We start from the raw sequence: 22,758 nt of genomic DNA, 5'->3' as shown, positions 1-22,758 counted from the left end.
TGAAGAATAAAGCAGGGAAGATCAAGTGCTGAATTTTTAATTCTGAATTCTCAATTCTTCATTAGGCATCGGCCAGGGAATCATGGGATCTTTAGCCACGCGTTGTGACACTTCGTGGGCACCAAAACGGTTTAGGTGGCTAGGATCTGAAAAGTGTTCGTTTTGAGTTGGCCACAGTCCAGATAAATCTCGGAAGATAAATTTTTCTTCCATAGACAGACGCAACATTTGCTGTTGAAATTCCTGTTCGTAAGCGTTACGAATAGGATCTAAATAATCTTCAGTCAAAGGCAGGTTGACGAAGGCTAAGGTAATATCGCGGGACTGGGTAAATTGCACCAGATTTCTTAGGGCAGAAGTTTGCCGGCCTGTGAGCTGAAAAGATTCGTAATCAGCATCATAATTGCCGGGGACTTTGGGATGTTTGAGATAGTAAATTGCTGGATTGAAGCGCACCGGCAGGTGCATGAAGCCGTTCGCATCAATCGTGCCGACAGAGTGCATCTCATCTGCACCTGTCGTCTCTGGGGAGTCAGCGCCTTTGGTAGAGGCAACCAGGGGCTGACGCGTCACGCCTTGCAGCTTAAGGTTCGTTGCGAGCTGTTGCTGCACCAGCCTTTTCAGCCGATCGCGTTGCGGATAAGTCGCAGAGACGGTAGCCAGCTTTTGGCTGAACCACTCACTCATCTCGTCGTAACTCGACGTCCAGAACTTATCATACGCTTGAGAGGCGGCGTCTAAAGCCGGCGCAGCAGAATTGGATGCGCTAGAGCCGGTTTCCCCATCGGCATTGGAGATCGGGTGTTTGCCGGCAGCCAGTTGCTTATACCCTTCGGAAGCCACAATCGCGTTGTAAGTCACATCCACCCGACCGCTATTAAACGCCCGCGCCCCATCCGCCCACAAAATCATTTTGGGCAGTTGGTCTGGGCGCAAAATCTGGCGAATCAGAACATCGACCGTTTGCGCGGTGGCTCCGTTGATGCCAAAGTTAAATATCTTGACATTTGGATAGCCTTGTGCAGCTAATGTTTTTTGTAAGGCTGCCGGATCAATGCCCCGCAGCGCCCGTGAACTCCCCACAATCAAAATATCTGGCGTTCCCGAATCAGCCAAATACTGCTGGTAGCGCAGCAGATGTTCATCTAACTGCCGGCTATTAAAGCTGGGGTAAGACAAAGATTCCAGAATACAGCGCTCTGGATCTAGGCCGCCGGCATCTACCTGACATTTGCCGGCAATCGTCAGCTGTTCGCTTCCCCGCTGCGTAAAGCCAGACACGTTAAAAACGGACTGATCGTCCTTTCTCGATTTCGGCAGAGAAACTTGGGGCAGATCCAGGGACACTCTTGTTGGGACTTTGCCCTCTTCATCCGCAACCGGCTTCTTAGACAGCGCCTCTTGAAATACCTGGTTCAACTGCGCTTCGCGAACCGGAGACAGCTTTGTATCCCGTACTAGCTGCCCCATCACCCAATCTGCCTGTAGCGCCAGAAGCAGTCCCAGTGTTCCCCAAACAAGCGCCACCCAAGCCCCGTGAGGTGTCGCTTGATTTGCTAACTGGTTGCTGGGGCTGAACAGTTGCGCTCGAATCAACAGCTGTTGCAGAACGTGACCGATGCCTTGACCCATCCCAGCCAAACCGGCTTTCTCTTCGCTCGGTTTGAAAGCAGGGCGCAAAACTAAATCGCCTGGTTGCGGCAGCAATTCCGCCCCTTCCGCAACCGAAGCCGCAAACTCTGGTGCCGCTTCTGGTGCTGCGCCGTAGCGCCCCACAAAATCAGCACCGTAGCGCCACAAAGGCTTTTTCTGGCCGGCACGTCGTCCGTACACCCGCACCCCGGAAATTTCCGGAATTTGCAGCTGGCGTAGTAACTTAGCGATCGGAGGGCCAACCCGACTTTGTGGCGGACACACGGGGGCATCGCTGATCACGTGCAGCAAGTCGTCTTTGTGCAAAATCGACAGATGAATCCCGCCGGTAGCCAGCTTGGCATTCAAATTAGGATGAATCAGCCGGTCGAGGACAAACGTCAGCGCCCCGCGATCTCCTCGCTTCGCTAAATCTAAAGCTGACTCAGCTAAAGCGGGATGCTGGGTGGCAGCTAAATTCACCCAATCAATCCAAACGGGTGTTTCTTCTGCACTCAGCCCCAAACCCTGAGTTTTGGGTGAAACAGCACACTGAGGATTTAAAGACTGGGAACTGTCTACCCCATAAATCGTTGCAGCCTGAATTCCTTGAGGGGCAATGCTTTCTAAAACCGGCTTAATTGCAGCCACACACTGCCGTTTATCGGGTGTCGATCCACTTGCCTCAGCGGCACTTTCCCCAGCGTTTTGAGTGCTGCCGGCCCGTGAAGGCTGCCGGCTGCAAAACAGATGCAGCGTTGCCTCCTTCAGCACCGCCCGCACCGCAATCCCCTGATTCGCTAAAGCGCGGTCAATCAGCAAGGCGATGGCTTGTACATCACCCCAACACGCCCACGCCTTCAGCATCTCCTCTGGCGGCGTCATATCCACACGCAGCATCCACTCCGGTCTAGCTTCACCGCTAACCTGACCGACGATTACCGCATCTCGAAATCCTTGGAGAGAGATCCCTTCCCGCTTTTCTAATAAGTTTCGTAATCGCTGGGCGATCGGTTCCGCAAGCAATGAGGGATCGGGACTGTAGGCAGACTCGCAACACACCCAAAGACGCTTAGTATTTTGGGCGGAGGCATTGCCTCTGTTGTGCCCTTCGCTTGCTTCCGCCGCCCCGGCATCTTGAATATCTCTGGCTGAAACCTTCACCGCAACCCCTAAAGCACTTAGGGTTTCGCTGAGATAACGGGCGATGGCATCTGGGTTCCCAGATCGTGCCAAATGCTGGTTAGCCAGACTTTCAGGGCTAGAAGGGGCTTGTATGAGGCGCTGAGGCACTGAGACGCTGAGGGGTTGCACTGCTGCGACGATCCCCCGCTTTTCTGCTGCCGGTGGAACTGCAACCGGCACGGTGCTAAAAGTCGGTTGCGCCGGCGTCAGAGTTGGAGGTTCAGGCTGAGGCACTTTAGATGGACTCGCCGGCTCTAAATGCCGATCCAGCTGAGTGGGATCAAGTCGCACCGTCCAATCAGGCCGGTTATGGCCAACTTCCCGACCCGATAAAAATACTTGATAGATCCGGGGTTGCTCCGGAGGGCTGAGGGTTTCTAGAGAGTTATGGGCGAGTGCCTGGGCGAACCGAGTCACTGCAATTGCCACATCCGGACAGGGAGATCCCTCACACAGAAGGTATAAATTATTCCCGCGCAGCCGTACTTGCACCCGCACATCTGGAAGCCCCAGTGCGCTCGATGCCCACTCGGCTAGGGTTGGCCCGCTGCCCACCCCGACTCGCTCATCCACATTCAACATCAGCGTCGTCATAGTTGCTCGTCATCTCGCTCCCTAGAAATAGCACACCCGCCCTACGTTTTGGCATAGTTGATGATAAAGGCGTAAGTGCCTTTATGTTGTTCCCACCATCACGTTTTTGGAGGCACCGATGTCATTATCTAGCCAAACCCTATCAGAAACTCATCAATTTGACACCTCTAACAATCGGCCAACCTCTCCAGATGCGGCAAACGCTCCCGTGGATGTGCTGTTGAGCTTGGGAACCGTGCCGGTTTTACTTGGCTTGTGGGGAGGCAAAGCGATCTCTTCATTGATGCGCGAACTTGGTCAAGCGAGTGAGGAAGTGTTTCGAGGAGATCGGTTGCCGGTGCTGAATTTTCCCACCGCCCCAACTTCCGCTCCGGAGGAATCTGAGGATTAGGGCATAGGGCATGGGGCATGGGGCATGGGGCATGGGTCAAGGCTTCGCCAACCTAAAGGTAGGGGCATAGGGCATGGGGCATGGGTCAAGGCTTCGCCAACCTAAAGGTAGGGGCATGGGGCATGGGAAGAGAAAGAAATACCTCATCCCTTAACTCATCCCCTCTTCCACTCAGGACTCAGGACTCAGGACTCAGGACTCTATTAGGAATAGGCGAAAATGTAAACTTTAGTAAACTCATTATTACTAAGAGCCAAGCCTATGTTAATTTAATAGTGGACATCAAAAAGAGTGTTAAACGTTAGTATCGAGCAGCAAAGGAGTGAGAAAAAAATTCGTTGTTGATGGGGCTAGACCCGATGTCCCCTGTCTGGAATCCCTACGAAAGTTGTCCACCCTAGTAATTGACTGTTTTCACTCGTAACGTTCCGTCTTCTTTGGTTTAATTTTTGAACAATCTGTCTCTGATTTTCTTTCGAGCCTAACCGCCCTCGGTTAGGCTCAAATCGTTTTTAGGGGATTACAGTTAACTCAGCACTTGCCGCAATCGTTTCGCTTCAACAAGCGAGCAAGATGCCGCCGATGAGCAGGAAAGGCAAACCGAGAAATAGCCCAATTCCAGGGATCAGTAAGGTGGGAATGCTTCCCCATAAGATGAATAGCAAGCCCAAGCATTTGCGAATACTGGTGAGTAGGCAACCAATGAGTTTCATGATATTTACCCTTTGAGTTTTAAGATGTTTTGAGGTTGCCGCACCCGATGATTGAGAGGCCGGCACCAGTTCTATTATGAACGTTTCACTTTAGGATTGTCCGGAACAAGAGGGGATGCCGGCATGGGAATTTTTATTAAAAAAAATGGGAGAAGTCGCCTGTTGCGATCTCTACCGCAATTGCGCGAAATTAGCGCGAATCATCATTGTCAGACGTGACTGAATTCAAAACCGGCACAGACACACAAGTTAGGAAATTTGAGTAGATTAGTTAGAAACACAGATCGGGTAGCTGTTATGAAACCAGTCTGGAATTCTCTGCTAATTGCCCTTAGCCTTGTCTTGCTGCCATCCGCTGCTGTAGCACAACCTTCAGTCACCGAAAATCAAGCTTATAGCGTCCCTGAACCGGCAACGATAGGCATTCCCAAAAAAATAGCTCAAATACCGCCAACGCCAGAAGCAGCCGACACCTCACAAACTCAGGAAACGCCAGAAGCAGCCGGCAACCCAGAACCGGCAGACACAGCAGAATCAGACGAAAAAAGCAGCCGGTTGCAGATTCTTGCAGAAGCCGACAGACTTTACCTCGCCGGCGATATCTCAGCGGCTGCTAATCTATACCGGACAGCAAAACGTCCATTTCCTGAAGAAATACAGGAACTCGGCAGTGAAAAGCGCCCCGAAGCAATTACTGATCCAGAATTACTTTCACCTGCCGGCAGAGTTTATTGGCGCGAAGCCCAAGCCGGCTTCCAGCAGAAGCTAGCAACCCGAATTTTAGTTCCCCTGAAGCTTTTAGTTGAGCAATCTCCCGAATTCATCCCAGGACATTTACTTTACGCCCAGGCACTCAAAGAGTACGGCAACGCCAAAGAATACCTCGAAGTTCTCGAACGCGCAAACACGCTGTACCCCGATCATCCAGATTTGCTTAAAGGTAGAATTAGCGCCCTTGCAGATAGCGGAAAATGGTTAGAAGCATCCGTCGCAGCGCGTCAGTTTGCCTTGCTCAACCCCGATCATCCGCAAGCTACTGAGTTTACCGAACTTGCAGAAACCAACTTGAAACGCTTTCGCTCAGATTTGCGGGAGAAATTAACCGGCAATGCCATCGCAAATGGGTTACTAGGTGCAATTAGCTTCGCAGTCACCGGCAACCCCCTCACCGCCTTCTCTGCTGTTCAGACAACTGCTTTACTAATCGAAGGTGAATCGGCTTTAGGAGAGCGAATTGCCGGCTCAGCGAAACGCGATTTAGAGTTAGTCGAAGACGAAGTTGTTGTCAGTTATATTAATGACCTTGGCCAAAAATTGGCTAATTTAAGTGGTCGTGATTTTAACTATGAATTTTATGTTGTAAAAGACAAAGACCTGAATGCTTTTGCTTTACCAGGGGGTAAGGTTTTTGTTAATGCCGGCGTCATTTTAAACACCAACTCTGAAGCAGAATTAGCCGGCTTGCTAACTCATGAATTAGCCCACGCCATCCTCTCTCACGGATTTCAACGCGTCACCGAAGGAAGCTTACTCGCTAACATTACCCAGTTTATCCCCCTCGGTGGCCCACTAACGGATCTGCTGATGCTCGACTACAGCCGCGATCAAGAGCGTCAGGCTGATATTCTCGGCACTAGACTCTTAGTTGCCGCCGGCTACGCGTCTGATGGCTTATACAACTTAATGGTGACACTCAAAGAAGAAAAGGGAGACGACAGCAATTTCCTAAGTTTCCTCTCCACGCACCCCGGTACAAAAGAGCGGATTAATTATCTAGCAACCCTTATTCAGCGTAATGGCTATAACCGATATGCCTACGAGGGAGTGACGCGACACGCTCAAGTAAAGGCGCGGGTAGAAAAACTATTAAAGGGAAGAAATCCAGACGGAGAGAAAAAGGAAGAACCAACCGCACGTACTGAAGCAAACAATTAATGAACCTTTTCATGCCGGTTGATTGCTATTGGTTAAAGGCAGAAGAAGAAAGTTAGAAATCGGCAATTTTGTTGATAAATTCACAGAAAAATAGGGGCAATTCGTATGCCCCTATTTTTTCAACAAACTGTATGAGCGAGCCGGCAAAGCGATTTACTTCGGTTTACCTCTGCTGAATTACTTACTCATCTTCAGCAAAAATAAAGCGGTAAAGCTCACTCGGCTCAGGTTCCGGACTTTCCTCAGCAAACTTCACCGAATGATCCACAACCCCTTGAATCTTCTTCTCAATTGCCTTGAGTTCGTCCTGGGTTGCCAGATTTTGCTCAGTTAGGTAAGCCGCTAACCGTTTGATCGGATCGCGGGGAAACCAAAATTCTTTTTCTTCCTTCGAGCGCAATTCATCCGGATCGGCTAGAGAGTGACCCCGGAAGCGATAAGTCAGCGCCTCAATCAAAGTTGGACCCTCACCGGCACGGGCACGGGCTACCGCCTCTTTAGCCGTTGAATAGACTGCCAGCACATCCATGCCGTCTACCTCAATCCCCGGCATCCCAAACGCAGCACCTTTCTTATAAATCTCTGGTTCAGAAGTTGCCCGTTCGTGAGACATCCCAATCGCCCACTTATTATTTTCCACCACAAATAAAATCGGCAGTTTCCACAGTGCCGCCATATTTAAGCACTCGAAAAATTGACCGTTATTGCAGGCACCATCTCCAAAGAAGCAAGCCGTTACCTGATCGGCATTGGCATCACCCATCGCCTCACGCCGGTACTTGGTTTGCAACGCTACGCCAGTTGCTACAGGGATTCCCTCAGCCACAAACGCGTAGCCACCCAGCAGCCGATGTTCGGCAGAGAACATATGCATGGAACCGCCCCGTCCCTTGCTGCAACCCGTCGCCTTGCCAAATAACTCTGCCATCACCTCGGCTGCCGGCACCCCAGCACTCAGCGCATGAACGTGATCGCGATAGGTGCTGCTGACATAATCCTCATCACGGCGCATTGCCTTGATGATGCCGCTAGAAACAGCCTCTTGGCCATTGTAGAGGTGGACAAACCCAAACATTTTGCCCCGGTAATACATTTCGGCGCATTTGTCTTCAAAAAAACGCCCTAGAATCATGTCTTCGTACAGCACCAAACCTTCTTCTTTGGTGATTTGTACTGAACTTGTATCAAATGCCGGTAAAGTCCGTTCCTGAATCATTGATTGTTTGTCCCCTGGCAACTATACTCAAAACTGGTTTTGTCAAAATAGCCTTAATTCCAGCACTTAAGCTGAATCTGAACACACGGAATTGAGACAAATTTCCCGATCCATCCCTCTCCTTACCTGGTAACCGCTTAAAAATTACTGCCTTCTGTGCGCTAGCCGCCGTTGCGGTGAGTTATGGGTCACGTCATGGGCCAACAATCAAACTCTGGCGATTTTTCAGAGGCAAGTTGTAGTTTAGACTACGGATAAGCGAATTGAACCCACCAATCTGCTAAATTGTCAAAACTTATATTATCTTGGAGGGAAAGGGATCTTGTACTTATGTGGAGACGAAACCGCTGGCACCATCTCCAAAAAATTATGGGAACTCAGCTATTTTAATGATTAACGCCTCGATAATATAGATCAATTTAGTGGCTCACTGCTGGGGAAGAGGACTGTGCGAATCCCACTCGACTATTACCGGATTCTCGGCTTACCGATTCAGGCAACCGCTGAACAGTTGCAACAGGCTCATCGTGATCGCTCCCTACAGCTACCGCGACGGGAGTATTCTGAAGTGGCGATCTTGGCTCGTAAGCAACTCATCGACGAAGCTTATGCCATACTCAGTGAGCCAGACCAGCGTCAAGCTTACGATGCGAGCTTTCTGGCCAAAACCTATGATTTAGATTCTAACGGCTTGGGTGAACCACCGGCAGCAGGGGGAGACTCCCCACACACCCAAACGGATCTTCATACTCCTAGCATTGAGATTGAAGATAAGCAATTTGTGGGTGCTTTGCTGATCCTGCAAGAACTGGGGGAATATGAACTGGTTCTCAAGCTCAGTCAACCCTCCCTCAGTAGTGGCCGCTTCGGCTTAAAGGTAGGCCGGTTTGGAGAACCCCAGCTCGTTGGGCCAGACATCATATTAACGGTATCACTGGCTTGCTTAGAACTCGGTCGGGAACAATGGCAGCAAGGTCAGTATGAAAACGCAGCCGTCTCCCTGGAAACCGGCCAAGAACTGCTGTTAAAAGAAGGTTTATTTCCGAACGTGCGTGGGGAAATGCAAGCTGACCTCTACAAGCTTCGCCCCTACCGGATTATGGAATTGCTAGAGCTGAGCGACGAATATGTTGTTGAGCGGCGCAGAGGCTTGCATCTGTTGCGAGATATGCTGCAAGAGCGGGGCGGGATTGACGGCAACGGCACGGACGAGTCCGGCTTAAGTGTTGATGACTTCTTGCGTTTTGTTCAGCAATTGCGCTCTTATTTAACCGTAGCAGAACAGCAAAGTTTATTTGAAGTAGAGGCAAGACGGCCTTCCGCTGTGGCGACTTACCTGGCAGTATACGCCCTGATTGCGCGGGGATTTGCCCAAAGACAGCCGATTTTGATTCGTCAGGCGAAACTGATGCTGATGCGGTTGGGCAAGCGTCAGGATGTGCATCTAGAACAAGCGATTTGTGCACTGCTGCTGGGGCAAACTGAAGAAGCGTCTCAAGCTTTAGAACTCAGCCAAGAGTACGAAACCCTGGATTTTATTCGCAAACAGTCTCAGAATGCTCCAGACTTGTTGCCCGGTCTTTGTTTGTATGGAGAGCGTTGGTTGCAAGAAGAAGTGTTTCCCCACTTCCGAGACTTGGCGAATCAACAAGCATTGCTGAAAGATTATTTTGCCGATGAGCGGGTTCAAGCGTATTTAGAATCCCTGCCGGCTGAGGAAGAAGAAGCTAGCAATGAATGGTTTCCCGTGACAACTCAGCTAAGTCCCACGCCTAAGAAAATGGAGGCCAAACCGCTGACACAATGGGAGCCGGTGGCGACAATTGCCTCGCGGACTGCTATGGCAACCTTGTCTTCAGCCTCAACCGGCCCGACAACGGTGTCGAGTGCCGTCAGCGGCAGTGCGGAGCCGGCTCCACCGCCCCCCCTGCGTGAAGCACAACGCAGTGCTTCTCCTGCCTTAAATGGCTCTGGGGCAAACTCAGGCGAACCCCTCCAGAGTGAACCGGCTGCAACACTTCCGTCCACTGAGGTCAATTCGGAACGCCGGCAGGGACGGCTTCGGCCTGATGAAAAAGCACGGGTGCCGGTGGCAACTGTCGCTCGACCGGCAGCAGAAACCGAAGAACGGCGAAGCAACCGATCTCTAAGAGGCTGGCAGCGTTCCTCTGGAAAGCTACTGCGCTCTGTTAAAGTAGAGCGGCTGATTGGACTGGCGTTGCTCACACTGCTCGCTCTGCTCGTTCTTGGGTTTCTCAGTGCCAGAACCTTGGGTTGGATCGCTGATCAATTGGGTCGTTTGTCTGGTCCTGCACTGCAAGGAGAGCAACCCTTATTGGAGCTACATCAGCCGCCGGTGCCAATTCCCGACCCTAATAGCAACGCACTCGCCACCACCGGCCCACTTTCCGATTCCCTTGCCGAGCAAGTGATTCAAAAATGGTTCACCACGAAAGCAGACGCTTTAGGGCCAGAGCATAAAGTCGAGCAGTTAGAGCAAATATTGACGGGTCCTGCTTTATCAAAATGGCAGCAATGGGCGAGGGAAACCCAGCAAAGTAATTCCTACTACCAGTACCAACAAAGTCTCAATGTTCAATCGGTGCAAATGGACCAGAACGATCCGAATCTAGCCAAAGTTGATGCTGAAGTCACTGAAGCCGCTAAGTTATTTGAGGGTGGCAAGCAGATAGACTCACGCGATGACAAGTTTGGGGTTCGGTATAATTTGGTTCGCAAAGATGGCCAGTGGCGTATCCAAGATTGGGTTGTGAAGTAAGTTGGGGCATGGGGCATAGGGCATAGGGCATTGGGCATAGGGACTAGGGACTAGGGACTAGGATTAAGGAAAACAGAAGCGTGAAGAGGGAGCAGAGGGATCTGCCGGCTTTTCACGCTTCTGTTTTTTATTAGGCATTTTCCGTGTTGCTGAAGCTTTTTGGACTCACTTTGTCATGAAATCTTGACATAAAACCTGAAAGCTGGCCCTTGGATTTTCCAAATGTCATCGTTTCATGACAAAGTGATCCCCATTTTTCCTGTAAATCCGTAATTGTGCTTATAAACAGCCGTCTAGCCCCTTGACCAGACTAGGACTTTTCTGCAACATATAGGTTAACAAAGCGATCCCCGCGATCCCAAAGAAATGCTATTTTTTAGCATTCATCACGGAGATAGGTTTGGAACTACAGACAGTGGTGTGGCTGTAGCCTCGGCCAAACTCGACTCGCAAAGCGAGGACGCGAAGGATAAAGAAAATAGCCTAAAGAGTTTGGCAAAGCAATGCCGGCGTGTCGGGTTGAAGTTGACTGACTCAATCACACTTAACTCAAAGGGCCATCAACCAAAGTCTGTCGCGCTCAGAACCACCGGCTGCCAAAAGCCAAGCTAAATGTGGATTCACCAGACAAATTCACCTTCAGAGGCACACGGATGAGTTACAGCCCAGCTGTCCAAACCCCGCACGAGGGATCGCCAAGCCATCACCAGACAAGGCTTAGAAGGTTTCAGCGCTCACCTGTGGGAAATGTTGTCCTAGCAAATGAGTTCGTAAATCAGGAGCGACCTACCTGCCGTCTAACCTATCGGAGACCTATTCATGGCAAAAGAACGCCCACCTTTAGAAGAGATGACCTTGCGGCAACTTCGCAAAGTTGCTAGCGAATTTGGTATCTCTCGCTACAGCCGTATGCGGAAATCGCAACTGCTGGCTTCAATTCAAGAAATTCAACGCACCAAAATTTCTAATAGTCCATCTCGCACACTGGAGCCGCAAGAAGAAGTGGAAGCAGCAAAATTTGAACTCGGTCAAGAAGATCGCTTGGGTGGTGAACTGTCATCTGTAGATGAAGGACTGGCGGATCTGCCAGCCGGCTACGGAGAAAGCCGCATTGTCCTGATGCCTCGCGATCCACAATGGGCTTACACTTACTGGGATATTCCCAACGACCACAAAGAAGAGCTGCGCCGGCAAGGTGGTCAGCAACTAGCGCTGCGGATCTACGACGTCACCGACGTTAATATTGAATACCAAAGCCCCCACAGCATTCAAGAATATCCCTCTGATGAGCTGGCCCGCGAGTGGTACTTGCCCATCCCAGTCAGCGATCGTGACTATGTCGTTGATATCGGCTATCGCTGCGCCGATGGTCGGTGGTTGGTTCTGGCTCGTTCCGCCCAGGTACACGTTCCGCCGGTTTATCCCTCCGACTGGATCGAAGATGAATTCATCTCCGTCGCCTGGGAAGAAGACTTGCGCGGTAAGACCTTCGTGGAACTGGTTCCTCCCAGCAAGCGCGTGGCCCCTACCTACGCAAACCCGATCTACGACGAAATCTTCGGCATGGCTCAAACCGCCGAAGCCGCAAGAGTCGCCGGCTCGATTTTCGGTTCCATGCAGCACGTTGCCGGCTCCGTGCAGCAAATCCCTCTCTCTGCCATCAGTTCTTACGTCTTCCCCTCTGGCGTTGGGATGTGGGCCGTTCCGACCGCATCTGGTCTCACCATGTCTGGTGTCGGGATGACGATGTCCGGTGCCGGTTTCTCCGCTTCCGCCCCACCCAATCGCCCTCGCCAGTTCTGGCTGATTGCCGATGCTGAGCTGATTGTTTACGGCGCAACCGAACCCGATGCCACCGTTACCATCGGCGGACGTCCAATTAAGCTCAATCCCGATGGCACCTTCCGCTTCCAGATGTCCTTCCAAGATGGCCTGATCGACTACCCGATTATGGCAGTCGCCTCAGATGGCGAGCAAACCCGCTCGATCCACATGAAGTTCAACCGCGAAACCCCCAGCCGCAATACCAATACCAAGGACGAAGCCGTTCTTGAATGGCTTGGTTAATTTTAGAGGCTTGATTTTGGGTTGAATTGAAAATCTAACATTGCTTCTCCCCCGGCATCAGTCGGGGGTTTATTTTTTTTGGGTTAAACTTTCAGCCAATTAGTGGATGTTTCTAGAGCAACCCTCTCTCTAAAATCAAAAGTCTAAAATCTAAAATTGATATGACTCCTGAAGAAATTACCGATATCCTGAAGCAACAGTTCCCTCAAGCCGTTGAGATGCCCACACCGGCATCATGGCAGGTTGACACCGACAAGTTCCGACTTTTAGTTCTCCTGTCGGATGATCACTCTTGGCTGCGGGTTTTAGTGCCGATCCTGCCGTTTCAAGAAGCCGAGCCGTTTCTCCAGCATCTGCTAGAAGCTAACTTTGACACGACCCAAGAAACTCGCTACGCCCTCCACGAAAACGTTTTGTGGGGCGTGTTCCAGCACAGCCGGCAAAGCCTGTCTCCTGCCGACTTTTCCGCTGCGGTTCAGCGTCTGGTTTTGTTGCGCGAGCGGGGAGTCACCGACAGCTTTAACGAGTTGAGAGAAAGGGGAATTCGTCAGATTGTTTTAGCAGCCAAGCTTCAGGGACAATCTCTGGAAGCAACGCTTCAGACTTTAGATCGGTTCTATGAAGAAGGACTAATGGGCGATATGGAACAAAGCGCCGAGGCACGAGATGCCGTGCTAGCCGCTTGGCGGTATCAACTGGAACGGCTGTGGCCAGAAGTGGAACCCTAGGAGCGTTCTTGTTTGCCGGCACATTTGGGGGTGGTGAACTCTTGGATATTTAGAGCGGCAGTCGATTACTTTGTAGTGACAAAAACAAGATTGTGTACAGCAAATAATCGACTCGCTTAAGGCAAAGCATTCGGAAAGGGAAATAGCCCGTGATCACCATCAGTTATTCCCAGATGCTTTGCCCCTAGGGGATTTATGGAAGGAAACCAAATACCTCCAAACTGTCTAATTAGCCATTACGAGTTCTGCCGGCCAGATTAGCCACAACTGCCACCAACTCAGCCGGCTCAACCGGCTTGGTGACGTGCATCTGAAAGCCGGCCCACAAAGCCCGCTGCCGGTCTTCCACCCGCGCATAGGCTGTGAGTGCAGCTGCCGGAACGCGCCCCCCTTGCGAAGCTTCCAGCCCCCGCACCTGGCGAATGAACGTGTAACCATCCTCACCAGGCATCTCAATATCACTCACCAACACATCTGGCTTCAGCTGTTGCAGGGTTAACAGCCCCTCAGCCGCAGAGGGTACCGCCGTCACTTTTGCCCCGTATTCTTCTAAAATCATTTTGATCAACTCACGCGCATCTGTCGCATCATCCACCACCAACACCTTCAAGTCGGCAAGCACCCCAGATGAGTCCAATGAAGTTTCCCCGCCAGTGGTGGGGTGCAACCGTTGTGAGGAAGTGAACTTTTTGTGAATAATCATCAACGGCAGTTTGACTGTAAACGTTGAACCCTGTTGCTCACCCGGACTGGTGACAGATACCGTCCCTCCGTGTAATTCCACCAAATGACGCACAATCGCCAGCCCTAAACCTAGTCCCCCATGCACCCTCGAACTAGAGGCATCCGCTTGACTGAAACGCTCAAAGACGAATGGCAGAAACTCGGCCTTGATGCCCATGCCGGTGTCGCTGACGGTAATTTCAACGTGAGAATTAATGCGTTCTAGGAATATCTGAACCACCCCTTCCTTAGGAGTAAACTTGATCGCATTAGAAAGCAAATTCCAGATCACCTGCTGCAAGCGCTCCGGATCGCCGGCAACCGGCCCTGCGGAGGGATCGAGCACCGGCTGCAGTCGAATTGACTTAGCCTCAGCCGCTGGGCGCACCGCATCAAGCGCCGCCTCAACCACCGTATGCAATGCGACTTGACGAACATTCAGGCGTAGTTGGCCGGTAATAATTCGGGAAACATCCAGCAGATCCTCAATCAGTTGTGATTGAGACTTCGCGTTGCGCTCAATCGTCTCCAGCGCTCGCTCTGTGGTAGTTTGGTCAAATGTTCGCGACCGCAACAACTTTGCCCACCCCAGGATAGAAGTCAGCGGCGTCCGCAGTTCGTGGGACAGCGTTGCCAGGAACTCATCCTTAACCCGGTTCGCTAATTCAGCCTGAGTGCGATGCTCTACCGCACTAGAGTAGAGCTTTGCGTTATCCACGGCTAAGGCGGCGCGGTAGGCAAGATCCTCAGCAAAGATCAGGTCAGATGGGGTATAGCGCCGGCCTGACTCAGCCGCGATAAAAGAGATTGTGCCTAGCGTCTTATCGCGAGCCACCATTGGCACGATCATCACCGACGCAAGGCCGACTTGCCGCAAGATTTCCAGGTGTTCTGGGGTGCGAGCGGATGCGACTAACAAATAGTCTGGAATGTCTGAGTATAATTCTGACTTGCCGGTGCGGAGCACCTGCGCCACACCACGTTCTTCGCTGGGATCAACCGGATACCGATAGCGTAACTCGTTTGCCCACTCTACTTTGGCTGGATTGGCATGGGCAACTGCCAGCGGCTCAATCGAACCGTTCTCCTTCAGGACATGGACACTACACCAGTCTGCCATGTGGGGCACTGCAAGTTGTGCCACGCTGGTGAGGGTTGTGGAGTAGTCCAGAGAAGAAGCCAGTACAGTGCTTGCGCCGGCGAGAAAGTTTTGCGCTTCCTCCACCCGTTTGCGCTGGCTGATGTCAAATCGGATCGCTAAATACTGGAACGGCGTACCTTGATCGTTTAGAAACGGCACAATCGTGGTATCGACCCAGTAGTACGTCCCATCTTTCGCTTTATTTTTAATTTCTCCTTGCCAAACCTTGCCGCTAGAAATCGTTGACCAAAGCTGCTGAAAAAATTCTTTGGGATGATAACCTGAATTCACCAGACGATGGGTTTTTCCGATTAATTCTTCTTGGGAATACTGGGAAATCTCACAAAATTTATCGTTAACATAATTGATCACGCCCTTGGAGTCAGTGACCACCACAAGTGCTGCTTGATCTATGGCAAATTTAATGTCAGATAAATCTTTAATTAAGCTTTGCAATTCCTCTTCATTGCGCTTACGTTCCGTAATATCAGAAAACGCAGCTACGCATCCTCTGCTGTTGCCATCTTCGTCAAACAGCGGAGCCGCAGACACTAACAGCTTGATGATTGTCCCATTTTCATGAAAGACCTCAATTTCTTCATCGAGAACTTCAACGCCGTTAGCGGCACAATACTGCATAGGCAATTGCTCTGTAGCCTGTTCTCTTCCAGATTTGTAGGCTTTAAATTGCCTGGATTTCGGTTCGACAAGAGCGCTCAGAGATGCAGTCTCGTGGGAAATTCTTAACCATTTTGCCAAATAGGGATTGACTTTGAGCCGCTGGCATTGAGCATCTTCGGCCATCCCTATTCCAATGGGAATTACCCTTAGTAAGGTTTCTAGCTCGGTAATGCGTCGCTGTAGCTCTTTATTCAGGTTTCTAATTTTTTCTTCGTTTTGATGGTGGTCGCTGATATCGCTGACTAAGGCAACAAATCCTTGGACTTCTCCTCGCCCTCCCAAATGAGGAACGTAATTAACTCGCACATAACGCTCCCAATTTTTATAGGGAATCGCGGTTTCATAACTTACAGTTTGACCGGATAAGGCTAATTCGATGTAAGGGCGAACTTCGCCATAAACTGCCTCACCTAAAACATCTTTCACTGACTTTCCAGTAATTTCTGTGAGTTCATTGCTAAACCAGGTTTCATAAGTTTTATTATTGAAGAGATAGCGCTCTTGTGAATCAATATAGGCTATAAGTGTCGGCAGAGAGTCAGCGATCAATCGGGTTTGCTCTTCGCTTTCTCTTAGGGCATCTTCAGCTTGCTTGCGCTCAGTAATGTCTACACAGGAGCCGATATAACCAAGGAAGCTGCCGTCTGGTGTGAGGCGTGGAATGCCGGTATCTAAAAGCCAGCGGTATTCTCCATCAAAACGCTTGAGCCGGTATTCCATTTGGAAGCTTTGGCGGGCGTCAAATGCTGTCATGTAGGTATCGAGACAGTGCTGGAAATCGTCAGGATGGACACCCTCAGCCCAGCCGTTGCCGGCTTCTTCCTCCATTGTCCTGCCGGTGAAGTCTAGCCAGACTTTATTGAAGTAATAATAAAGCTTGTCAAGCCCCGACATCCAAATCAAAACCGGCGCGGTATCTGCCATGATTTGAAATCGGTTTTCACTTTCTTGCAGCTCTTCTACTAATCGCTTGCGCTCTGTGATGTCGCGTTGAGTTCCCCAAGCTCTTACTACAAAGCCATTTTCTACCGTTCCCACAAGATTGTTCAAGAAGTGTTTCGGGTTTCCGTTGCTGTCAACTTCATGGGATTCGGCATCAATAAGCCGATAGCCCGAACCAATAAAAGCACGCAAATACTCGATATTATGGTCGTCTGAACGAGGAATGAAGTCGTTGAGTCTTAAGCCGATAATGTCTTGGGCTACAGAAAACCCATACATCTGTGCCATGATATCGTTGCACTCTGCAAGATATCCGTATTGGTAAAAAAGTTGTATTTGCTCATCTGCCGAAGACTCGATTGAAATCGGCTGTTCGAGTTCAAAACACCAGATTCCTTCTGAACTTTGCTCCACAAAAGCGCGGTGGCGCTTCTCTGATTCTTGCAGTTCCTTCTGTGCTTGCTGGTGTTCTGTGACATCGACAAGCATGGCGAGTCTGCCTGTAAAATTGCCGCGTTCATCTAAAATTGGGTTAGCAGAAACGAATGCCCAAAGATCCGAACCATCTTTGCGGCGGTAACAAAAGTGAAATCGCTCTTTAATGCCTTCCTGCCGGCGATCAATCTGCTGCTGAGCTTCCAGGCGAGCGGAAGTATCCATAAAGTCGAAAATGGAGCGCCCCAGCATTTCTTCAATGCTGTAACCAAACATCTCTGCCATGCGCTGGTTGACGTATTCTGTGCGCCATTCTGCGTTAACTAACCAGATAGCTTCGTTGGCTGTTTCGACAATCCGACGGTACTGTTCTTCGCTTGCTTTTAGTTTGGCGAGATTTTCCTCAGTTCGCTGTTTGGCGGTTCGCAGTTCGGCACTAAGCGAGCAGATCAGTAGTGCCACTAGCCAGAAGATGCCTAGCCGCAGCATGACTTCCCAAGTAATGGTGAGGGAATAGTTGGGCGAGATAAAAAAGTAGGCGATGGCTAAAGTCGATAAGAGAGTAGCCAACAATCCTGCCTCAAAGCCCCCATACCAGACGCTAAACGCCACGGCAGCAAGAAACAAGATGACAATGTTTGGCTTGATTAGCGGCAATAGCAGCTGGGTTAGTAGCGTAATGCTAGCAACACTCAAACCGGCTACTGTGTAGTGCCGAATCTGGGGGCGAGTTACTCTGAACATATTCCGTTCTCTATTCCTCTCAACGGCTTGAGGGTGTGGCATCTCTCTACCGCTATTGCTTGATGGCCTAAATTTGATTATCGCCTATAAAATCACCGCCTGGTTCCCCCGTGCAGCACGCTTTTGTCTTGTTCAAGGAGAACGAAGGGATGCGTTTACCTGCCGGCAACACACAAGGGATCGTTGGCTAAGTCGGTATCTGGAACAAGTCTTGCTTTAAGCGCTCCTCCAATTGATTCACCTGATAGCAGGATGGCTGGAGCTAATAATAAGAGCGACAATGAAATTAAAGGCAGTTGATTGGGGTTTTGCTGGAGGCCCAAAGGCCATGACTAATTTGAGTCACAAAGTTGATTTTCTCCAAAGCCAGACCGCAAAAAATCTAATGAAATACAGATTTCTCCGCGAGTGTATTTACCTGTTTGCTGGCTTTGTTGGCATTTCTCTCGATTTTTACAAAGCTTATATGATCTTAACAGCTAGTCATAAACCTTCTCGCCCTAACGGTCACTAAGGCTGATATGTGCTAATCATTTATTTTCCCTTCAATTTTTTGCTTTGTGATTAATGGCTGAAATTGAGGGGAAATTGTGATAACTATAACACAAACTGACGGCTCAAATAAATTTTATCAGTATTGGTCAAATCGTTAATATTTATGAATTTAGGAAAAAATCTTTAAGAAAACGGCTTAAACATCTAGTCAGCAAGCCTTGACGAAGGATGTAATTATGTACTTTTCTATAAGTTGGTTATTAATTATTTTTTTCTGGATCTCTGTTAAATTAGCTGTGCATCAGGGATTAGCTGACACAATTGCTTTCGGCGCACAAGCCCCTAACAGAGATGCCTATGTAGTTGTCTCAACCTTATCAAATCAAGAAGTTTCAGATATGAGTAATTTACAAACATTGGCCCTGCAATTTGTTGAATTATTAGTTCAAGAAGATTTTGCCGGCGCTACAGGAAATTTTGACAGCCAGATGCAAGCCAGTTTCCCTCCAGATAAGTTACGAGAAACTTGGACTGCCATCACCGGCCAAGTCGGAAAATTTGAGAAAACAGCCGGCATCCGTAGTGAAAAAGATGGGGAGTATGACATTGTCTTCGTGACGAGTGAATTTGAAAAGGCAACCTTAGATATCAAAATTATTTTTAATAGTAACCAGCAGATCGCCGGCTTATTTGTGACCCCCACTCAACCGGCTGCTGAATACCAGCCACCGGCTTATGTTAATGTCAATACTTTTCAAGAGCAAGCCGTGGTGGTGGGAAGCGGGGAAATAGCGTTGCCGGCTACTTTAACGCTGCCGGTGGGTGATGGTCCTTTTCCTGCCATTGTGCTGGTGCATGGATCTGGCCCGAATGACCGGGATGAAAGTGTTGGCCCAAATAAACCGTTCCGCGATCTGGCTTGGGGGCTGGCTTCTAGGGGTATTGCGGTGCTGCGCTATGAAAAGCGGACAAGAGTTTATCCAAATCAATTTGCCGGCAGCTTTACAGTTAGGGAAGAAACCACGGATGATGCGTTAGCGGCAGTTTCTCTGCTACGTCAAATTGATAAAATTGAGGCGCAAAAAATTTATGTTTTGGGCCACAGTTTGGGGGGAATGTTAATTCCCAGAATTGGCAAAGCGGATGCTAAGATTGCTGGGTTTATTGTCATGGCCGGTTTAACCCGATTTTTAGAAGATACGGTTCTCGATCAAGTCAATTATATTGCCGCTTTGGATGGTGTAATATCTCCAGAGGAACAAGCAGAAATTGAGGCGCTAACCCAACAAGCTGCCAGAGTGAAAGATCCGCAGCTATCCAAAAAGGTGCCGGCTGCTGAATTACTCTTTGGCATTCCGGCCTCATACTGGCTGGATTTACGCGGTTATCATCCACCCACGGTTGCTCAACAATTAACACAGCGAATGTTAATTTTGCAAGGCGAGCGAGATTATCAAGTTACGATGGAAGATTTTCAAGGTTGGCAACAAGCCTTGTCTTCGCGGCAAAATGTGACCTTTAAAAGTTATCCGCAACTTAATCATCTTTTCATTGAAGGAACGGGTAAGAGTGTGCCGGCTGAATATCAAAGTGCCGGTTATGTAGCGGAGCCGGTTATTAATGATATTGCGGAATGGATTAAAAAATAGTCTATAAACTAGATTTAGATAAGCCGGCTGTTTCCAGCATTTAATCTAAACCTAAAGCAAAGCTGGCGATACTTTTCTCTCTCAAGAAATTGGCTTTTTTCTGGTGCCGTTGTTCCGCACTTACTCAAGGCTTTTACGACTTATAAAAGCGAACTCTACTAGCGAATTCTGGCACTTTATTATTTTTATCTAAGTTTTCAAGAAGTTCGTCAACAGTATGAGGGGGTGGCTTTAGATCCTCGAATTGCTTCCGAATTACCTCAACCATTGAGTCTGGGTCATTATCGAAAAGCTGAGTCAGAAAAACATCAGGATGCTGTACCTCAATGCCATAAGGCGCTAAAGCATCTGCCGTGAAATGTTTGAGATTATAAGTGACGATGACTTCAGCTTTTGCAACAATTGCAGCGGCCAAAACATGGCGATCTCCAAGATGATTTGTCATGGACTCAACCAGCCTGGCCGGCACTTCGACCATTGCTTCAGGAAAGGTATTTTTGAGCATGGCTTGAAAACGTTTTTCCTTCTCCTTTGTCATTCTTCCCTTCTTGACAAGATTTCGCGTCGCACCATCTAAAATTTCCTGTGAAAAGTAAACACGATAAAGGTTAGCTTCAGCAGCACGCAACAGCGTATCGCATAAAGGCATCGGGAAGATTACACAGGAGTCTAGAATAATAGGATAAATTGCCATACTACTGCTCAATTTCGGATACTTTTTCTTCGTAAAACCCCTCATCTTGAAGAAATTGGGTGAGTTCTTTCAGTCCTTGCCGGCGCTTAATGTCTCGCTGTTCTTTGTAAGCCATTAAATCTTCCAAACGAATACGCCGGTGCTTTCCAACTTTAGTATGAGGAATTTCGCCTTGCTCCAATAACTTGACCAGAAAAGGCCGTGATACATTCAAAATATCAGCGGCTTCCTGGGTGCTTAGTTCGTGATTTTGGGGAATCAAGTGTATAGCTTGACCTGATGCCATCATGTGAACGATATCGCGTAGCAGATGGTAAACCGGCTCAGGAATTAAAACTTCTTCTCCATCGCTTCCCACTAATTTTGCTTGTGCAGTTTCTTTACTGAGTAGCTGCTCCAATTGCTGGATCGTTTCGGCATCTTGTTGTGGCACGACAACTGACTCAAGTTGCGCTCTTTGTTTGGACATTTTACTTTTATGTCCATTTCTTTTTAAGAAATGGATGTTTATGTTAACTACTAATAAAAATATAACACGCTTTTTGGATTAAACGAAATATCCGAAACAAGCGAAATATTCAAAACAAGGGGGATTGCCGGCACTGCAATCTGCCCAATCGCTTAAGGTGTGGATGCCGAGCGGTTGTACAATAGGACAGTTGTAGTTTGTGGCCGACTGTGATCGAGCGGTATACTCTGCCCGAAATGGGCGAACTGTGGACAGATACTTATAAGCTGAAGACCTGGCTCCAAGTAGAAATCGCAGTCTGTGAAGCTCAGGCTGAATTGGGTTATATCCCATCTGAGGCGGTTGAAGAAATTAAGGCAAAGGCGAATTTTGACCCAAAGCGGGTGCTAGAAATTGAGGCTGAAGTTCGCCACGACATGATCGCATTCTTGACAAATGTCAACGAGTATGTGGGGGAAGCCGGTCGCTACATTCACTTGGGGCTGACGAGTTCGGATGTGCTGGATACAGCTTTAGCACTGCAACTGGTGGCGAGTTTGGATGTGCTGATGGAACGCCTGGAGGATTTAATTCAGGCGATTCGCTATCAGGCTCAGCAACACCGGCACACCGTCATGATCGGTCGCTCTCACGGCATTCACGCCGAACCGATCACCTTTGGCTTTAAACTTGCTGGCTGGTTAGCGGAAGTATTGCGGCACCGCGAACGCCTATGCAATCTTCGTCAAGAAATTGCCACCGGCAAGATTTCCGGCGCGGTTGGCACGTACGCCAATATTGACCCGCGTGTGGAAGCGCTCGCTTGTCAGAAACTCGGACTCGAACCCGATACCGCCTCAACTCAGGTGATATCACGCGATCGCCACGCGAATTACGCGCAACATCTGGCACTCTTGGCGGCTTCCATCGAGCGGTTTGCCGTCGAGATCCGTAACTTGCAGCGCACAGATGTTCTAGAAGTTGAAGAATTTTTCTCGAAAGGGCAAAAAGGTTCTTCCGCAATGCCCCATAAGCGTAACCCGATTCGCTCGGAACGGTTAACCGGCATGGCGAGAATTGTGCGGGGTCATGCCGTTGCTGCCTTGGAAAACGTTGCCCTCTGGCACGAGCGAGACATCTCGCATAGTTCCGTTGAGCGGATGATTTTCCCAGATAGTTGCACTTTAACCCATTTTATGCTGGCGGAAATCACCGATTTGGTGAAACACCTGCTCGTCTACCCCCAAAACATGGAACGGAACATGAATCTTTACGGGGGCGTAGTTTTCAGCCAGCGGGTGATGCTGACCTTGGTGGAAAAGGGGTTAAGTCGCGAAGAAGCTTATGCAATTGTTCAGTCGTGTGCACATCAAGCTTGGAACCAACCTGATGGGAATTTCCACGATTTAATTGCCAAAGATGCGCGGGTAACGGCACAACTGTCGCCTGAAGCAATTGAAGCTTGTTTCGATCCGCAGCACCAATTGCGGCACCTTGACCAAGTTTACCAACGGCTGGGTATTTGAGTTTGATCTGGGTGGACGCAATACTCGCCCACCCACCAAA

At 49.4% G+C, this 22,758-nt stretch carries 13 protein-coding genes; 7 read left to right on the top strand and 6 right to left on the bottom strand.

Annotated features, from left to right (window positions below):
- Positions 1-36 precede the first annotated feature (36 nt).
- Positions 37-3,411, bottom strand: coding sequence for a DUF1574 domain-containing protein (locus H6F73_RS15775; protein WP_242072505.1), 3,375 nt, complete (start codon positions 3,409-3,411; stop codon positions 37-39).
- Between the two features lie 118 nt (positions 3,412-3,529).
- Here H6F73_RS15775 and H6F73_RS15770 point away from each other — a divergent pair, with 118 nt between their 5' ends.
- Complete coding sequence (locus H6F73_RS15770) at positions 3,530-3,802, top strand: hypothetical protein (protein ID WP_190759716.1); 273 nt, start codon at positions 3,530-3,532, stop codon at positions 3,800-3,802.
- A 557-nt stretch (positions 3,803-4,359) separates the two neighbouring features.
- Here the strand turns inward: H6F73_RS15770 and H6F73_RS15765 are convergent.
- Positions 4,360-4,515 carry a hypothetical protein gene (locus H6F73_RS15765; protein ID WP_190665369.1) on the bottom strand — a complete coding sequence of 52 codons (156 nt, stop codon included), beginning with the start codon at positions 4,513-4,515 and terminating at the stop codon, positions 4,360-4,362.
- A 297-nt stretch (positions 4,516-4,812) separates the two neighbouring features.
- Between H6F73_RS15765 and H6F73_RS15760 the strand changes: the two genes are divergently transcribed.
- On the top strand, positions 4,813-6,450 hold the full coding sequence (locus tag H6F73_RS15760; protein ID WP_190759715.1) for a M48 family metallopeptidase: 1,638 nt from the start codon (positions 4,813-4,815) through the stop codon (positions 6,448-6,450).
- Positions 6,451-6,631: 181 nt separating this feature from the next.
- Here the strand turns inward: H6F73_RS15760 and pdhA are convergent, their stop codons facing one another.
- Entirely contained in the window at positions 6,632-7,666 is a 1,035-nt protein-coding gene (pdhA, locus tag H6F73_RS15755; RefSeq protein WP_190759714.1) for a pyruvate dehydrogenase (acetyl-transferring) E1 component subunit alpha, read from the bottom strand.
- 448 nt (positions 7,667-8,114) lie between these two features.
- Here pdhA and H6F73_RS15750 point away from each other — a divergent pair, with 448 nt between their 5' ends.
- From H6F73_RS15750 to H6F73_RS15740, 3 genes are all read left to right on the top strand, one after another.
- The gene (locus tag H6F73_RS15750) at positions 8,115-10,445 is read left to right on the top strand and encodes an IMS domain-containing protein (protein ID WP_190759713.1); all 2,331 of its coding nucleotides are present in this window, start codon (positions 8,115-8,117) and stop codon (positions 10,443-10,445) included.
- A gap of 819 nt (positions 10,446-11,264) precedes the next feature.
- Complete coding sequence (locus tag H6F73_RS15745; protein WP_190759712.1) at positions 11,265-12,512, top strand: DUF4912 domain-containing protein; 1,248 nt, start codon at positions 11,265-11,267, stop codon at positions 12,510-12,512.
- 161 nt (positions 12,513-12,673) lie between these two features.
- Positions 12,674-13,240: a hypothetical protein gene (locus H6F73_RS15740; RefSeq protein WP_190759711.1), complete on the top strand. Its 567-nt coding sequence runs from the start codon at positions 12,674-12,676 to the stop codon at positions 13,238-13,240.
- Positions 13,241-13,469: 229 nt separating this feature from the next.
- Here H6F73_RS15740 and H6F73_RS26615 read toward each other — a convergent pair whose 3' ends face one another.
- Positions 13,470-17,906, bottom strand: a complete 4,437-nt coding sequence (locus H6F73_RS26615) for a PAS domain S-box protein (protein WP_242072504.1) — start codon at positions 17,904-17,906, stop codon at positions 13,470-13,472.
- A gap of 731 nt (positions 17,907-18,637) precedes the next feature.
- Between H6F73_RS26615 and H6F73_RS15710 the strand changes: the two genes are divergently transcribed.
- Entirely contained in the window at positions 18,638-20,050 is a 1,413-nt protein-coding gene (locus H6F73_RS15710) for an alpha/beta fold hydrolase (protein WP_199330616.1), read from the top strand.
- Between the two features lie 133 nt (positions 20,051-20,183).
- Here the strand turns inward: H6F73_RS15710 and H6F73_RS15705 are convergent, their stop codons facing one another.
- Together H6F73_RS15705 and H6F73_RS15700 are read right to left on the bottom strand one after the other, a co-directional pair.
- A complete protein-coding gene (locus H6F73_RS15705) occupies positions 20,184-20,744 on the bottom strand; it encodes a PIN domain-containing protein (protein ID WP_190759710.1) in 561 nt (186 codons plus the stop codon).
- 1 nt (position 20,745) lies between these two features.
- Entirely contained in the window at positions 20,746-21,213 is a 468-nt protein-coding gene (locus tag H6F73_RS15700; protein WP_190759709.1) for a helix-turn-helix domain-containing protein, read from the bottom strand.
- A 209-nt stretch (positions 21,214-21,422) separates the two neighbouring features.
- Here H6F73_RS15700 and purB point away from each other — a divergent pair, with 209 nt between their 5' ends.
- Positions 21,423-22,718: an adenylosuccinate lyase gene (gene purB / locus H6F73_RS15695; protein WP_190760036.1), complete on the top strand. Its 1,296-nt coding sequence runs from the start codon at positions 21,423-21,425 to the stop codon at positions 22,716-22,718.
- Positions 22,719-22,758 lie beyond the last annotated feature (40 nt).

The sequence above is a fragment of the Microcoleus sp. FACHB-68 genome (genome assembly GCF_014695715.1).
Taxonomy (GTDB): domain Bacteria; phylum Cyanobacteriota; class Cyanobacteriia; order Cyanobacteriales; family Oscillatoriaceae; genus FACHB-68.
Note: the sequence above shows the minus strand (reverse complement) of the source record. Positions and strands in the feature narration are given on the sequence as shown.

Excerpts from the sequence above, each read along its gene's own strand:
- H6F73_RS15775 (WP_242072505.1), bottom strand. The coding sequence starts at position 3,411 with ATGACGACGCTGATGTTGAATGTGGATGAGCGAGTCGGGGTGGGCAGC.
- H6F73_RS15770 (WP_190759716.1), top strand. The coding sequence starts at position 3,530 with ATGTCATTATCTAGCCAAACCCTATCAGAAACTCATCAATTTGACACC.
- H6F73_RS15765 (WP_190665369.1), bottom strand. The coding sequence starts at position 4,515 with ATGAAACTCATTGGTTGCCTACTCACCAGTATTCGCAAATGCTTGGGC.
- H6F73_RS15760 (WP_190759715.1), top strand. The coding sequence starts at position 4,813 with ATGAAACCAGTCTGGAATTCTCTGCTAATTGCCCTTAGCCTTGTCTTG.
- pdhA (WP_190759714.1), bottom strand. The coding sequence starts at position 7,666 with ATGATTCAGGAACGGACTTTACCGGCATTTGATACAAGTTCAGTACAA.
- H6F73_RS15745 (WP_190759712.1), top strand. The coding sequence starts at position 11,265 with ATGGCAAAAGAACGCCCACCTTTAGAAGAGATGACCTTGCGGCAACTT.
- H6F73_RS15740 (WP_190759711.1), top strand. The coding sequence starts at position 12,674 with ATGACTCCTGAAGAAATTACCGATATCCTGAAGCAACAGTTCCCTCAA.
- H6F73_RS26615 (WP_242072504.1), bottom strand. The coding sequence starts at position 17,906 with ATGTTCAGAGTAACTCGCCCCCAGATTCGGCACTACACAGTAGCCGGT.
- H6F73_RS15710 (WP_199330616.1), top strand. The coding sequence starts at position 18,638 with ATGTACTTTTCTATAAGTTGGTTATTAATTATTTTTTTCTGGATCTCT.
- H6F73_RS15705 (WP_190759710.1), bottom strand. The coding sequence starts at position 20,744 with ATGGCAATTTATCCTATTATTCTAGACTCCTGTGTAATCTTCCCGATG.
- H6F73_RS15700 (WP_190759709.1), bottom strand. The coding sequence starts at position 21,213 with ATGTCCAAACAAAGAGCGCAACTTGAGTCAGTTGTCGTGCCACAACAA.